Source organism: Massilia sp. PWRC2 (assembly GCF_049896725.1).
GTDB lineage: Bacteria > Pseudomonadota > Gammaproteobacteria > Burkholderiales > Burkholderiaceae_D > JAFCUW01.
Map to the genome: position 1 here is coordinate 927,620 of NZ_JAFCUW010000001.1, position 14,026 is coordinate 941,645.

General features: G+C 62.8%; 12 protein-coding genes. 9 read left to right on the top strand and 3 right to left on the bottom strand.

Annotation, left to right across the window (positions count from 1 at the left end):
• Window positions 1-29 precede the first annotated feature (29 nt).
• Genes ACP7BZ_RS04130 through ACP7BZ_RS04145 form a run of 4 tightly spaced genes read left to right on the top strand, consistent with a single transcriptional unit; the run spans window position 30 to window position 3,268 of the window.
• A complete protein-coding gene (locus tag ACP7BZ_RS04130; RefSeq protein ID WP_426110372.1) occupies window positions 30-902 on the top strand; it encodes a branched-chain amino acid ABC transporter permease in 873 nt (290 codons plus the stop codon).
• The gene (locus ACP7BZ_RS04135; RefSeq protein ID WP_426110373.1) at window positions 899-1,855 is read left to right on the top strand and encodes a branched-chain amino acid ABC transporter permease; all 957 of its coding nucleotides are present in this window, start codon (window positions 899-901) and stop codon (window positions 1,853-1,855) included. The genes ACP7BZ_RS04130 and ACP7BZ_RS04135 overlap by 4 nt, the downstream gene beginning before the upstream one ends.
• Window positions 1,848-2,555, top strand: a complete 708-nt coding sequence (locus ACP7BZ_RS04140) for an ABC transporter ATP-binding protein (protein ID WP_426110374.1) — start codon at window positions 1,848-1,850, stop codon at window positions 2,553-2,555. Before ACP7BZ_RS04135 ends, ACP7BZ_RS04140 begins: the two co-directional genes overlap by 8 nt.
• A gap of 11 nt (window positions 2,556-2,566) precedes the next feature.
• Window positions 2,567-3,268 (top strand): ABC transporter ATP-binding protein, encoded by a 702-nt coding sequence (locus ACP7BZ_RS04145; RefSeq protein ID WP_426110537.1) that lies wholly within the window; start codon window positions 2,567-2,569, stop codon window positions 3,266-3,268.
• A 55-nt stretch (window positions 3,269-3,323) separates the two neighbouring features.
• On the opposite strand, the gene waaF is transcribed toward ACP7BZ_RS04145, so the two are convergent.
• Both waaF and msbA read right to left on the bottom strand, forming a co-directional pair.
• Window positions 3,324-4,364 carry a lipopolysaccharide heptosyltransferase II gene (waaF, locus tag ACP7BZ_RS04150; RefSeq protein WP_426110375.1) on the bottom strand — a complete coding sequence of 347 codons (1,041 nt, stop codon included), beginning with the start codon at window positions 4,362-4,364 and terminating at the stop codon, window positions 3,324-3,326.
• The gene (gene msbA / locus ACP7BZ_RS04155) at window positions 4,361-6,085 is read right to left on the bottom strand and encodes a lipid A export permease/ATP-binding protein MsbA (RefSeq protein WP_426110539.1); all 1,725 of its coding nucleotides are present in this window, start codon (window positions 6,083-6,085) and stop codon (window positions 4,361-4,363) included. The genes waaF and msbA overlap by 4 nt, the downstream gene beginning before the upstream one ends.
• A gap of 155 nt (window positions 6,086-6,240) precedes the next feature.
• Between msbA and ACP7BZ_RS04160 the strand changes: the two genes are divergently transcribed.
• Window positions 6,241-7,524, top strand: coding sequence for an O-antigen ligase family protein (locus tag ACP7BZ_RS04160; RefSeq protein WP_426110376.1), 1,284 nt, complete (start codon window positions 6,241-6,243; stop codon window positions 7,522-7,524).
• On the opposite strand, the gene dnaE is transcribed toward ACP7BZ_RS04160, so the two are convergent.
• Complete coding sequence (gene dnaE, locus ACP7BZ_RS04165; protein ID WP_426110541.1) at window positions 7,521-11,069, bottom strand: DNA polymerase III subunit alpha; 3,549 nt, start codon at window positions 11,067-11,069, stop codon at window positions 7,521-7,523. The two genes, ACP7BZ_RS04160 and dnaE, sit on opposite strands and share 4 nt — an antisense overlap.
• Before the next feature lie 185 nt (window positions 11,070-11,254).
• Here dnaE and ACP7BZ_RS04170 point away from each other — a divergent pair, with 185 nt between their 5' ends.
• The 4 genes from ACP7BZ_RS04170 to ACP7BZ_RS04185 all read left to right on the top strand — a co-directional run bounded on the left by ACP7BZ_RS04170 (window position 11,255) and on the right by ACP7BZ_RS04185 (window position 14,022).
• Window positions 11,255-11,563, top strand: a complete 309-nt coding sequence (locus ACP7BZ_RS04170) for a hypothetical protein (RefSeq protein ID WP_426110377.1) — start codon at window positions 11,255-11,257, stop codon at window positions 11,561-11,563.
• A 142-nt stretch (window positions 11,564-11,705) separates the two neighbouring features.
• On the top strand, window positions 11,706-12,566 hold the full coding sequence (locus ACP7BZ_RS04175; protein WP_426110543.1) for a sulfurtransferase: 861 nt from the start codon (window positions 11,706-11,708) through the stop codon (window positions 12,564-12,566).
• A gap of 48 nt (window positions 12,567-12,614) precedes the next feature.
• Window positions 12,615-13,601, top strand: a complete 987-nt coding sequence (locus ACP7BZ_RS04180) for a glycosyltransferase family 2 protein (RefSeq protein WP_426110378.1) — start codon at window positions 12,615-12,617, stop codon at window positions 13,599-13,601.
• Window positions 13,602-13,626: 25 nt separating this feature from the next.
• Window positions 13,627-14,022 (top strand): GtrA family protein, encoded by a 396-nt coding sequence (locus ACP7BZ_RS04185; RefSeq protein ID WP_426110379.1) that lies wholly within the window; start codon window positions 13,627-13,629, stop codon window positions 14,020-14,022.
• The last annotated feature ends 4 nt before the right edge of the window (window positions 14,023-14,026 follow it).

The following is a 14,026-nucleotide window of genomic DNA, read 5'->3' on the forward strand; positions in this document are numbered from 1 at the left end:
TTCATACCAGCTGACGAAAAGAAGACGACATGACTGAACTGATTTTGCAGGCCCTGTATTCAGGCCTGCTGCAGGGTGGCTCTTACGCCCTGATCGCGCTCGGCCTGGCGCTGGTGTTTGGCACCATGAAGGTGATCAACCTGGCGCACGGCGAGCTGGTACTGCTGGCTGCCTACATCGCCTACGCGGTCGAATCGGGCCTCGGTTTGGGGCCCATGTTCGCCATCCCGATTGCGCTGCTGGTGGTGTGCACGGCGGCGGCGCTGGTGTATGCGGTGGTCAGCCGCATCAAGCAGGACCGCGAAATCAATTCGCTGATTCTCACTTACGGCATCGGCGTCATCCTCACTAACCTGATCCTGCTGGTGTGGCACGCCGACGTCCGCTCGACGTCGTCGACCTGGCTGCAGGAAGCCTTCGTCGTCGGTCCCTTCTACAGCATGCGCAGCGAACTGATTTTCTTTGGCGTGGCCATCGTGCTGATGGTGGCGCTGTGGTGGTGGCTCTCGCGCAGCTGGTATGGGCGCGCCGTGCGCGCCGTCTCCAGCAACCGCGACGCCGCCAAATTGATGGGCATCGATCCGGGCAAAACCGAGCTGGTGTCCTTCATCGTCGCCGGCGTGCTGGCAGCGTTTGCCGGCGTCGCCCTGTTTAGCTATGGCGTGATTCAACCGGCTTACGGCGGCGCCCTGACCGTCAAGGCGTTTATCATCACCGTGCTCGCTGGCGTCGGCTCGATTCCCGGCGTGCTGCTGGGCGCCGTGCTGCTCGGCGTGGCCGAAGCGCTCACCGTCACCCTGGCCAGTTCGGCGCTGCAGGAACTCGCTGGCATGGGCTTGTTCCTGCTGGTGCTGTTCGTGATGCCCAATGGCCTGTTTGGCGCAGCCCGGAGGCGCGGATGAAGAACAACATTGCCATCGCCCTGCTGCTGCTGGCCGCCTACGTCGTCGTGCCACTGACACTGGGCGCGAATAACTACATCATGAGCATGATCGTCGCTGCCATCATCATCGGTGGCGTCGCCCTGTCGTGGGCCCTGCTGGGCAACCTCGGTGGCATGGTCAGCTTCGGCCACTCGGCCTTCTTCGGCATCGGTGCGTATGTATCGGCGATCGTCACCGCCAAGCTGGGGGTGCCGGTGCTGCTCGGCGTGCTGCTGGGCGGCGTCGGTGCGGTGCTGGCATCGGTTGTCATGCTGCCCGTGCTGCGCCTGCGCGGGCCGTACTTTGCGCTGGCCATCCTCGCTTACGCCCATATCTTCCGCATCCTCGCCACCGAATGGACCAGCGTGACGGGCGGCGCCGGTGGCGTGGCCGGCATTCCCGGCTTTCCGGTGCTGTTCGGCTTCGACTTCGGCAACAAGCTGGGCGCTTATCTGATCGCGCTCACGCTGGTGGTGCTGTGCGCGTTCACTTACCAGCGCATCCGCGGCAGTTATTACGGCATCGCCCTGCGCGCCATGCACGACAGCGAAGACGCCACCCGCGTCGTCGGCGTCAACAGCACCCTGCTCAAAGCCGCCATGTTGATGGTGTCCGCCTTCATTGCCGGCATGTTCGGTGCGGTCAATTCGCACTACATCAATTTTATCGAACCCGATTATGCCTTCAGCGCGCTGTGGGTCACGCTGCCCATCGTCGCTGCCATTTTTGGCGGTTATCGCACCATTCTCGGTCCGGTTATCGGCGCCCTGGTGATCTACCTGGCCGACCAGCTGATCTTCAAAAGCTATCTGCCCACCGGCCACCAGCTGGTGCTGGGGGTGCTGCTGGTGGCGATGATCGTGCTGCGCCCGTCCGGCCTGATGTCGCTGCTGAACCTGAAAAAGAAGTCGAAGGGAGCAGCGCATGCTTGAACTGCACAACGTCTCGGTGCGCTTTGGCGGTCTGACTGCCGTCAACGACGTCACCCTGAAAATCGCCAGCAATGACGTGATTGGCCTGGTCGGCTCGAATGGCGCTGGCAAGACCACGCTGTTTAATGCCATTTCCGGACTGGTGCAGCCGACTGCCGGCAGCATCCGCTTTGGCGGGCGCGATATCCTGCACGCGCCCATGTACCAGCGCGCGCGCATGGGCATCGGCCGCACTTTTCAGGTGCCGCAACCGATGCACGAACTGACGGTGCGCGAAAACCTGCTGGTGGCGCAGCGTTTTGGTACCGGCCGCATCGACCACAAGCGACTCGATGAAATCCTCGATTTCACCTCGCTCAGCGCCAAGGCCGACCGCGATGCCGCCAGCGAACTGGCGCTGACAGAATTAAAAGCACTGGAGGTGGCCAAGGCCCTGGCCACCGACCCGCAGCTGCTGCTGCTCGACGAAGTGCTGGCCGGCCTGGAGACCACCGGCAAACGCCGCTTCATGGGCATGCTGCGCGAGCTGCATACGCAGTTTAATGTCGGCATCGTGATGATCGAACATGACATCGAAACCATCAGCAGCCTGTGTCCGCGCGTGGCAGTGCTCAATTTTGGCCAGCTGATCGCCGATGGCGCGCCGGCCGCTGTGTTCCGCGATCCGGCAGTGATTCAAAGTTATACGGGAGCGGCATGATGGAACAGGCGATGCTCGAATTGAACGATGTCAGGGCCGGCTACGGCGCCATCAATGTGTTGTGGGACGTCAGCCTGAGCGCCGCGCGCGGACAACTCACTACCATCATCGGCCCGAATGGCGCCGGCAAGACCACCCTGCTGCGCGCCATCATGGGGCTGGTGCCGCTCGGCGCTGGCAGCATTGCGCTCGATGGCCACAACTTGTCAGGCAAGCGCACCTGGGACATGGCCGCCCTGTCGGTGGCGATGATCCCCGAAGGCCGCATGGTATTTCGCGACATGAGCGTGGAAGAAAACCTGACGATGGGGGCGTTCGCCAAGGCGCAGCGCGCGCACCTGGCGACGCGGCTGGAAGAAGCCTACGTCATGTTCCCCCGCCTGCGCGAACGGCGCCGCCAGCTGGCCGGATCGCTGTCGGGCGGCGAAGCGCAGATGCTGGCGATGGCGCGCGGCTTGATGTCCAATCCGGCGCTGTTGATCATCGATGAGCCGTCACTGGGACTGGCGCCGCTGGTGGTCAATGAACTGTTTGAGATTCTGGCGCGCTTAAAAGACGGCAAACGGACCATCATCCTGGTCGAACAAAATACGGCGCGCGCGGTGGCGGTGGCAGATCATGTGTACCTGATGCAAAGCGGGAAGGTGGCGCTGTCGCAGCCGGCCAGTCAGGTCGATCTGGCGCATTTGCATGGGCTGTATTTTGCGCATTGAGGGGGAGGCGCTGGGGCACACGCGGCGGCAGGGAGACGGCACTGGCCAGTCGCCCCTACGCTTGGCGCAGCAGCATCGGCCGCAGCGCGCTCCATACCCGTTCTGACGTCATCTGTTGCATGCAGTCGTGATGACCCAGCGGACACTCGCGCTGCCGGCACGGTGCGCACGCCAGCCGCAGTGAAACTGTGGCTGCCACATCGGCCAGCGGCGGCGCGTGATCGGGATCGGTGGGACCGTACAGCGCCACCACCGGCCGGTTGAGCGCCGAGGCAATGTGCAGCAGGCCGGAATCGTTGGCCACCACCGCATCGGCGCGCGCCAGCAGGGCAATCGCTTCGTCCAGGCTGGTGGCGCCGGCCAGGTTGATCAGGCTGGCGCGCGCGGCGCCGGCAGCATCGAGTACTTCGGCGCCCGCCGCCTGGTCCTTCGGTGAACCAAGCATGGCAATCCTGATCGCTGGATGGGCGGCCACCAGGGCCTGCGCCAGCGCACCGAAGTGGGCCGCCGGCCAGCGCTTGGCGCCGCCGAATTCGGCGCCGGGGGCAAACACCACCAGCACCTGGCCAGGCGCCAGAGCGGCCTGGTCGGCTGCGGCCAGCATGGCGCCAGCGCTGGCCTGCAGGCGCGGTCGCGGCGCTGCCTGCAAGGGTGCGCGCGGGTCCGCCGCCAGCGCCGCATAAAACGCCACCATCGGCCGCGGCGGCGTATCGTCGCGGTGCATCACATTGATCAAGCCATGGCGCGCTTCGCCCTTGTAACCGACCCGCCGGGCGATCCCCGCCAGCCACGGAATCAGCGCATATTTGAGCGTGTTGGGCAGCACGTAAGCGTCGCCATAGCCGCGCTGGCGCAGCAGGCGCGCATACTGCCAGCGCTGCTTGAGTTGCAGGGCGCCGTGGCGGAACGGCGTCTCCAGCACCTGGTCGACCTCCGCCATCGCCCGCCACACCGGCGCCACCGACGGCGGCGCCAGCACATCGATGGGGCGACCGGGTGCGCGCAGTTTTAAACGCTGCAGCAGCGGCTGCGCCATCACGGCGTCGCCAATCCAGTTGGGCGAAATGACCAGCGTACGCACGACAGCGTCGTTCACGCCGCCTCCGGGAACTGCAGCCGGTACAGGTTGGCATAAGTGCCGCCCTTGGCCAGCAGTTCGTCGTGGCGGCCCGATTCGACGATGCGGCCCTGGTCGAGTACGACGATGCGGTCGGCGCGCTCGATGGTGGAGAGGCGGTGGGCGATGACGATGGTGGTACGCCCGGCCATCAGGGCGTCGAGCGCGGCCTGCACGGCGCGCTCGGATTCATTGTCGAGCGCCGACGTCGCTTCGTCGAGAATCAGGATCGGCGCGTCCTTGTAGAGCGCGCGGGCGATCGCCACCCGCTGGCGCTGGCCGCCCGACAGGCGCAGGCCGTTTTCGCCGATCGCCGTCTCGACCCCTTGCGGCAGGCCAGCGACGACCTCGGTCAGGTGCGCCGCCTTGATGGCCGCCGCCAGCCGCGCTTGATCGATATGCTCGGCGCCGTAAGCGATGTTGGCTTTGAGGGAATCGTCGAACAGCACCACGTTCTGGCTGACCATGGCCAGCTGGGCACGCAGGCTGGTCAAGGTGATGTCGTCGTAGGCGACGCCATCGAGCGTGATACGACCGGACTGCGGCGCAAAAAAGCGCGTGACCAGGCTGACCAGGGTCGACTTGCCGCCACCGGAGACGCCCACCAGCGCCACCGTCTGCCCCGGCAGCACTTCCAGCGACACCTGCTCGAGCGCCATGCTGCTCGCCTGCGGATACTGGAACGAGACGTTGTCGAAGCGCAGGTGGCCGCGCGAACGGGCCAGCACCACCTTGCCGCGGTCATCCTCGGAAGGGGCGTCGATCATGTCGAACACGGTTTCCGCCGCCGTCATCCCGCGCTGCATCGGGCCATTGACTTCGACCAGCGCCTTGAGCGGCTGCAGCAGCATGAGCATCATGGTAATAAAATTGGTGAATTCGCCGGTACTCATGTTCGACTGGATCGCCAGCACGATCACCACCGATACCGCCAGCGCGGTGGCGACCTGGGTAATCGGCACGGTGGCGGCATGCGCCACCGTCATGCGCTGCGAGAAACCACGCAGCGCGGTGCTGCGCTGCTCGAAGCGGGCGCGCTCGTAACGCTCGCCGGAAAACACGCGGATCACCTGGTGGCCGCGCGCCGCTTCTTCGACCACCTGGGTCATCTCGATGGTGATGCGCTGGTTGTCGCGATTGAGACGGCGCAGGCGACCAGTGGTGGTGCGCACGATGACAGCGGTGGCCGGCACCACCACCAGCGCCACCAGCGTCAATTTCCAGTTCAGCAGCATCAGGCCAATCAGCAGGCCGGCCACCACCATCGAATCGCGCACGAAGGCGAGGAACACCGAGTTGATCATGTCGACCACCTGGCGCACGTCGCCGATCACCGTGTTGATGATCTTGCCCGTCGATTCATGGGCAAAGCGCGCCACCGGCAGGCGCAGCACGCGTTCGAACACCATGCCGCGGATGTCGTTGAGCACGCGGCTCATGATCCAGTTGTTCAGGTAAGCCGTGGAAAAGGTGAACACGCCGCGCAGCACGAAAATGGTCAGCAGCACGGCCGGCACCAGCCACAGGCTAAAGGGCTCGCGGTGCGGTCCAAACCCGCGATCGAGCAGCAATTCGAGCGCCTTGCCCAGCAAGGGCTGGGTGGCGGCGGTGCCGGCCATGGTCAGCAGCGACAGCAGCGCGCGACCCCGATAAGGCCACACCACCGCGCCAAGGCGCCTGGCGATACTGTTTTTTTCCATCGGTTCATCTTTCTGGTTATGCGCGGTGCCGTCGCCGGCCCGATATTTTCGCACGAGCACGGTCCAATCTGCTGAAAACCGCCACCACTGGCCTGCCTGCTGTGCGCTTTGCTAGAATGGCTCACCCTGACTTTGGCACCGACTGTAACCCATACATGACAACTGTTTCTCAATACCCCTTGTCGCGGGCGGAACGCGCGGCCAGCCAGCTGTTCTTGCTGGCCCTGTTCGCCGTGGCGTTTTCGACGGCGCTGACCAATGTCTTCGTTGGCCTCGCTTACCTCAGCTTCCTGTTGGCGCTTGCCAGCAGCGCCCCCCTGCGTGCGCTGCTGCGCCAGCCGCGCACGCTGCTACCGGGCTTGCTGGCACTGCTGCTGCTGGCCTTGTACCTGCTGGCCGTCAGCTGGACCGTCGCCCCGCGCGCTGACGTCCTCACCGCCCTGAAAAAATACAGCCGCCTGTTGATCCTGCCGATGGTGATCGTGCTGGCCTGGCGCGATGAACGGCTGCCGCGCCGCGCGCTCACTTATTGCCTGGCCGGCCTGGGCGTGCTGCTGGCCTCGATCTATTTGACCAGCGTCGGCCTGATGCCCAGTTCCAGCCTGGGCTGGTGGCGCGTCAGCGCCGACACCCGCGACGCCTTCGTCTTTCGTAACCATATCAGCATTGGCATCCTGCTCGGTTTCGCCAGCAGCGCCGCGCTGCTGATCGCCAGCCATGCGCGTCGCACCAGCTCGCGCGTGCTGGCGCTGGCGGCGGCAGTGCTGGCGGCGCTGCCCATCATGTTCCTCAGCCAGGGACGCACTGGCTTCGTCGTGCTGCTGGTCGGCTTGATCACCGTATTCCTGCTGCGCGTGCGCTTGACGCCGCTGCGGGTGGTGGTGGCGCTGGCGGCGCTGACACTGGCGGCGCTGGCGGTGTATGCGACCTCGGCGAACGTCAAGTCGCGCACCGACGACATGATCAATGAAATCGCGCACGACAAGGTGCAGTCGCCGAATGGCTTGCGGGTCAGTTTTATTGCGGTCGGCTTGCGCGCATTTGCCGCCCATCCGCTGATCGGCGTGGGCACCGGCGGCTTTGCCGAAGTGTACGCCCCCACCGCCAAGCGCAACTGGCCGGCCGGTTCCGAACTGGCGCTGGCGCGGCACCAGCCGCACAGCGAATTCATGCTGGTGGCCGTGCAGCTGGGCGCGCTCGGCCTGCTGGTGTATTTCGCCATGCTGACCAGCCTGGCGCGCGCGGCGGCCGCGGCGCGCCGCACGTTTGCAGGCGATATCCTCATCGTGCTGCTGGCGATCTACATTTTTACCTCAGCGTTTAACAGCCTGCTGTGGGACACCACCGAGGCGCACTGGTTCCTGTTGCTGGCGGGCTGCCTGTATGTGGGCGCGCGGCGCCAGGCGCAGGGCGCCCTGGCCGCTGCATCGAGCGCCTAGTACTCGACCGCCACCGCCTGCGCTCCCAGCACCTGCTCGAGCGCCAGCTGCAGCGCGTCCGACGGCGCCACCCGCCACTCGTCACCGAGCTGCAGCAGGCACTCGACCCCGTGCGGCCTGATGCGCAGCGCCACCGGCAAGCCATCGTTGTGGCGGTACGGCTGCAGCACTTCGGCCACCTTGGCCGGGCTGATGGTGCACGCCATGTCCATGGTCAGGCGGTGGCCGTACTGCACGCGCGAGGCGGCGATATCGAATACCTTTTCGGCGGTGATCCGCAAGCCGCCATTAAAGCGGTCTTCCGATACCTTGCCCACCACCAGCAGGAATTCATCTTCCTTGAACATGTTCTTGTGGGCGTCAAACAGCTCGTTATAAATGGTCACCTCGACCACCGCCGTCTTGTCGTCCAGTGAAACGATCAGGATGCGCCCGCGCTGGGTCATCTGGCTGCGCACGCCGGTGATGACGCCACACAGCATGCGCGGCTCGCGCGACGGATCGAGATCTTTCAGCTTGGTGCGGGCAAAGCGGCGCACCTCGGTGGCGTAGGTGTCGAACATGTGGCCGGACAAATAAAAGCCCAGCGCGATTTTTTCTTCCGACAGCTTTTGCTTTTCGCTCCACGCTGCCACCTTGACATACTCGGGCGGCGCCACCAGGTCGGCGTCGTCACCGCCAAACAGGCTGACCTGGTTGACTGCGGCCTGCGCCTGGTCGGCGCATTCGACCGCAAAGGCGACCGAGGCGAGCAGGATGGCGCGGTCGACGCCAAAACAGTCCATGGCGCCGGCGCGGATCAGCGATTCGACCGTGCGGCGGTTGATCTGCTTGCGGTCGACCCGCAGGCAGAAATCGAACAGGTCGACGAATGTGCCGCCCTTGACGCGGGCGGCGATAATCGCCTCGATGGCGCCCTGCCCCGAACCCTTGACGGCGCCCAGACCATAGCGGATGTTGGTGACGCGTTTGCCGGTCACCGAGGGCGCCTCGCCTTCCGGCGTAAAACGATAATCGGAATAATTGATGTCCGGCGGCAGCAAGGTGAGGTTGCAGACGTCGATGGCGTCTTCCACCAGGATCTTGATTTTATCCGTGTCGTCCATCGCCAGCGACAAGTTGGCAGCCATGAAGGCGGCCGTGTGGTGCGCTTTCAGGTAGGCCGTGTGGTAGGACAGCAGGGCGTAGGCGGCGGCGTGCGATTTGTTAAAACCGTAGCCGGCGAACTTTTCCATCAAGTCGAAAATTTCGTCGGCCTTGGCGGCTGACAAGCCATCCTTGGCAGCGCCGGCGCGGAAAATTTCGCGGTGCTCGGCCATTTCCTCGGCCTTCTTTTTACCCATCGCGCGGCGCAGCATGTCGGCGCCGCCCAGCGAATAGCCGCCGACGATCTGCGCCATTTGCATCACCTGCTCCTGGTACACCATGATGCCGTAGGTTTCCGACAGAATGGCCTCGGTGCGCGGATCGGGATAATCGAATTTTTCGCCGTGCTTGCGCTTGCAAAAGTCGGGGATCAAGTCCATCGGACCCGGCCGGTACAGGGCGACCAGGGCAATGATGTCTTCAAAGCGGTCGGGCCGGGCGTCTTTCAGCATGCCCTGCATGCCGCGCGACTCGAGCTGGAAAATGGCGACGGTTTTCGCCTTGGTCAGCAAATCGTAGGAGGCGCGGTCATTGAGCGGCAGGCGCGACAGGTCGAACTCGGCCTGGGCCGGATCGAGCTGCTTGATATAGCGTACCGCGCGGTCGAGAATGGTCAAGGTGGTCAAGCCCAAAAAGTCGAACTTGACCAGGCCAACCGCTTCCACATCGTCCTTGTCGTACTGCGATACCACGCCAGAGTCGCCGCCCTGGGTGTACAAGGGACAGAAATCGGTCAGCTTGCCGGGGGCGATCAGCACGCCACCGGCGTGCATGCCGATATTGCGGGCGATGCCTTCGACTTGCTGGGCCAGCTCGAGCAGCTGCTTGACTTCATCTTCATTTTCCAGCCGCTCGGCCAGTTGCGGCTCTTCGGCGATGGCGTCGGCAATGGTGACCGGTTTGCCGGGCTTGAAGGGGATCAGCTTGGAGATGCCGTCGCAAAAATTGTAGCCGAAATCGAGCACGCGGCCGACGTCGCGGATGGCGCCCTTGGCCGCCATGGTACCGAAGGTGGCGATCTGCGAGACCGCTTCCTTGCCATACAAATCCTTGACGTGCTGGATGACGCGGTCGCGCCCTTCCTGGCAAAAGTCGATATCGAAGTCGGGCATGGAAACCCGTTCAGGATTCAGGAAGCGCTCGAACAGCAGGTTGTATTGCAAGGGATCTAGGTCGGTAATCAACAGCGAATAGGCGACCAGCGAACCGGCGCCCGAACCACGGCCGGGACCGACGGGCACGCCATTTTCCTTGGCCCACTTGATGAATTCGGCGACGATCAAAAAGTAGCCGGGGAACTTCATGTTGCAGATGGTGTCGGTCTCGAATTTCAGGCGCGCTTCGTAGCGCGGCCGCTCCGCTTCGCGCTTGGCCTCGTCTGGATAGAGCTGCAACAGGCGCTGTTCCAGGCCCGCCTGCGATTCGGCCACCAGGAACTGGTCGATGGTCATGCCGGGCGGCGTGGGGAAGTTGGGCAGTTGCGGCTTGCCGAGCGTCAGCACCACATTGCAGCGCTTGGCAATTTCCACCGAATTGGCCAGCGCCGCCGGCATATCGGCAAACAGGTCTGCCATTTCCGCCTGCTTTTTAAAGCGCATTTCTTCATTAAACCGCTTTACGCGCTTACCGTTTGCCAACATTTCACCTTCGGCAATGCAGGTACGTGCTTCGTGGGCAATGAATTCGTCCTGCGCCAGGAACTGGATGGGGTGGGTAGCCACCACCGGCAGTTGCAGGCGTGCGGCCAGGGCAACGGCGTTGCGCAGGCTGGCTTCCTGGTTGGCCTGGCCGGCGCGCTGCACTTCCACGTAAAAGTGACCGGGGAAGATGGCGGCCCAGCGTTTGGCGCAGCGTTCGGCCAGCTCGACGTTGCCGTTTTCCAGCGCCATGCCGATGTCGCCAAACTGCGCGCCCGACAGCACGATCAAGCCGTTCGCCTGACTCTGCTCGGGGTGCAGGGTCGATGCACTGGTGGCCAGTGCCTCGAGCCACTCGGGGCGAATTTCCGCCCTGCCCTTGTGCTGATTACTCAGCCACGCCTGCGACAGCAGTTCGCACAGTTGCAGGTAGCCCGTGTGATTTTTTGCCAACAGCAACAGGCGCGACGGCCGGTCGCGGTTGTCGTCATTGCTGATCCATGCATCGACGCCGATGATCGGTTTGACGCCCTTGCCGCGCGCCGCCTTGTAAAACTTGACCATGCCAAACAGATTGGCGAGGTCGGTGATCGCCAGCGCCGGCTGCTTGTCCTTGGCGGCGGCGGCGACGATGTCGTCGATGCGCACCAGACCATCGACGATGGAATACTCGGAATGCAGGCGCAGGTGGACGAAGGCGGGCGCCAGTGGGGCCTGCGGCGGCGAAGACACGGCGTGAGCCGCTTGTTCCAGAACTTCCATACTCATTTTTGGCAATCTGCAAGGCTGTGCGACGAAGTGTCTATTTTACTCCGTGGCGCCGGCATGGCTGCACAGAAGGCGCGTGGCGCGAGCGCCACTGTAAGCAGATGTAATCGTGTCAACCGGCATGAATTACCTCACGTTAAGGATAGGCAGCATCAACCACAACACTTCAGGGACCTACCATGAAAAACGTACTCGCCGCACTGCTCGTCACCCTCGCCGCCACCAGCGCTTTCGCCCAGAGCGCCGCTCCCGCCGTCAAAGCCGATGCCAAAGCGGTGAAAACGGAAATGAAAGCCGATGCCAAGGTTGCTACCGCCAAAACCAAAGCGGCCGGTGTGGAAGCCAAAGCGGATGCCAAAGAGGCAACTGCCGATGTAAAAGCGGACGCCAAGGTTGCCAAGGCAAAAACCAAAGCCCACGCCAAGAAAGCCAAGGCAGAAGCCAAAGCCGAGACCAAGGACGCGATGGCAGCGCCAGCCGCCAAGTAATTCCTGGTTCGTACGGCAACAAAGGGCAAGATCGACGATCTTGCCTTTTTTTCGTCTGACGCCGGCCATCGATGGGGCCGAAGCGTCGACGCTGGCGGTTTATAATGGCGGCCACCCGCAATCATCCATCGTCACCGCCATCATGCAAGAGAGCACTACCAGTTTTGTCAACATCGCTGCCTACAAATTCATCACCTTCGAAGGTCTCGAGGCGCTTCGCCCCCAGTACCAGGAGATTTGCGCGGCACTGGGTTTAAAGGGCACGATTTTATTGACGCCCGAGGGCATCAATCTGTTCTTGTCGGGCACCCGCACGCATATCGACCAGTTTTTGGCCTGGGTGCGCAGCGACGCCCGCTTTGCCGACCTGGAAGTAAAGGAAAGTTATTCGGCCGAGCAGTCGCACAAGCGCATGCTGGTGAAGATCAAGAAAGAAATCATCACCATGCGCATGCCGCTGATCCAGCCGGAACTGGGCCGCGCGCCAGCGGTCAGCCCGCGCGACTTGAAGCGCTGGCTCGACCAGGGCCATGACGACGCCGGCAAACCGGTGGTGATGGTCGATACCCGCAATGCCTTCGAGGTCGATGTAGGCACCTTCGACAACACCATCGATTACCGCATCGAAAAATTTACCGAATTCCCGCAAGTGATTGCAGCGAACCGCGAGGCGCTCGCCGACAAGACCGTCGTCACTTTTTGCACGGGCGGCATCCGTTGCGAGAAAGCCGCCATCCACATGCAAAAAATTGGCTACGACAGCGTCTACCAGCTCGAAGGTGGCATCCTCAAGTACTTCGAGGAAGTCGGCGGTGCCCATTACACGGGCGACTGCTTCGTCTTCGATTACCGCACCGCCCTCACCCCCGAGTTGCAGCCGAGCGTGACGGTGCAGTGTTTTGCCTGCCGCGCGGTGGTCACGCCGAGGCAGCAGCTCGATCCGCGTTATGTGTACGAGGTGTCGTGCCCGCAGTGTAGTCAGAGGATTACTTCTGTGACCTGAGGTGGCAGTTATAATCACTGTTGATCATAAATTCCACCATCCACTCCAATGCATACTTTCGAGGCCTCCTCCGGACTGGTACCGCTCGCGGCCTCCTTACTGGCGGGACAGCGGATAGCCATTCTGCTTCCTTGCTATAACGAAGCATTGACCGTTGCTACCATCATTGACGACTTCAACAAATACCTGCCGCAGGCCGAAGTCTATGTATTCGATAACAATTCAAGCGACAACACCGCATCACTGGCGCGCGCCGCCGGCGCCATCGTTCGCGCGGTACCGTTGCAGGGCAAAGGCGAGGTGATCCGTCGTATGTTTGCCGATGTCGAAGCTGATATTTACATTATGGTCGACGGCGATGACACCTACGACGCCAGCGTGGCACCCCAGTTGGCCGCGCGACTGGTCGAGGAAGGTCTCGACATGTTGGTCGGTACCAGAGTGACGGACGAACAGGCGGCTTACCGTTTTGGTCACCGCTTCGGCAATCAGATGCTCACAGGCTGTGTGGCCGCCCTGTTTGGCCATACGTTTACCGACATGCTGTCGGGCTACAGGGTGTTTTCCCGACGCTACGTGAAGTCGTTTCCGGCCCATTCGGCGGGGTTTGAAACGGAAACCGAGCTGACAGTGCATGCGCTCGAACTACGCATGCCGGTGGCGGAAGTGGCGACCCGCTACAAGTCCCGCCCTGAGGGTTCGCTAAGCAAGCTTGACACCTACCGCGACGGCTGGCGCATCCTGCGCATGATCGTGCGTCTGTTCAAGGCAGAACGCCCACTGCTGTTTTTTTCGATCGGGGCGGTTGCCTGCATGCTGCTGGCCTTGCTGCTGGCAGTTCCCTTGGTACAAACTTACCTGACCACGGGCCTGGTTCCGCGCCAACCGACCGCGATACTTTGCACGGCGCTGGCGCTGTTCGGCACTATCTTGCTCTCGTGCGGTCTGGTACTCGATACCGTGACCAAGGGCCGCATTGAACAAAAACGCCTCGCCTACCTGACGGTAGCAGCGCCGTCGGCGCGCCGTGGCTGAGCAAACGGATCGTTGCGGCAGGGACATGCCATTGCGGGTCGAGCTGCTGCGCTTTGTCCTTGCCGGTGTGCTTGGCCTGGCGGTTGACGTCGGGGTGCTGTATGGGGCGCTGGCGCTGGGCCTGGACTGGTTTAGTGGCCGTGCCATATCGTTCATCTGCGCAGTCTGGACGACCTGGCAATTTAATCGTCGTTACACGTTCGCGCCAAGTAAAAAACTGTCTGTATGGCAAGAGTGGTGGCGCTATCTCTCGGCCATGCTGCTGGGCGGCGCCGTCAATTACGTCATTTACAGTGTAGTGGTGATCGCATTACCCGACATACCCCTGCTGCCCTTCATTTCCGTTGCTGCTGGCTCATTAAGCGCCATGGCGGTCAATTTCATCAGCGCGAAATATTTGGTCTTTCGCCGCTCTTCCTGAGAAT

Excerpts from the sequence above, each read along its gene's own strand:
- ACP7BZ_RS04170 (WP_426110377.1), top strand. The coding sequence starts at position 11,255 with ATGAAAAACGTACTCGCCGCACTGCTCGTCACCCTCGCCGCCACCAGC.
- ACP7BZ_RS04130 (WP_426110372.1), top strand. The coding sequence starts at position 30 with ATGACTGAACTGATTTTGCAGGCCCTGTATTCAGGCCTGCTGCAGGGT.
- ACP7BZ_RS04180 (WP_426110378.1), top strand. The coding sequence starts at position 12,615 with ATGCATACTTTCGAGGCCTCCTCCGGACTGGTACCGCTCGCGGCCTCC.
- ACP7BZ_RS04145 (WP_426110537.1), top strand. The coding sequence starts at position 2,567 with ATGCTCGAATTGAACGATGTCAGGGCCGGCTACGGCGCCATCAATGTG.
- msbA (WP_426110539.1), bottom strand. The coding sequence starts at position 6,085 with ATGGAAAAAAACAGTATCGCCAGGCGCCTTGGCGCGGTGGTGTGGCCT.
- dnaE (WP_426110541.1), bottom strand. The coding sequence starts at position 11,069 with ATGGAAGTTCTGGAACAAGCGGCTCACGCCGTGTCTTCGCCGCCGCAG.
- ACP7BZ_RS04185 (WP_426110379.1), top strand. The coding sequence starts at position 13,627 with ATGCCATTGCGGGTCGAGCTGCTGCGCTTTGTCCTTGCCGGTGTGCTT.
- ACP7BZ_RS04135 (WP_426110373.1), top strand. The coding sequence starts at position 899 with ATGAAGAACAACATTGCCATCGCCCTGCTGCTGCTGGCCGCCTACGTC.
- ACP7BZ_RS04175 (WP_426110543.1), top strand. The coding sequence starts at position 11,706 with ATGCAAGAGAGCACTACCAGTTTTGTCAACATCGCTGCCTACAAATTC.
- ACP7BZ_RS04140 (WP_426110374.1), top strand. The coding sequence starts at position 1,848 with ATGCTTGAACTGCACAACGTCTCGGTGCGCTTTGGCGGTCTGACTGCC.
- ACP7BZ_RS04160 (WP_426110376.1), top strand. The coding sequence starts at position 6,241 with ATGACAACTGTTTCTCAATACCCCTTGTCGCGGGCGGAACGCGCGGCC.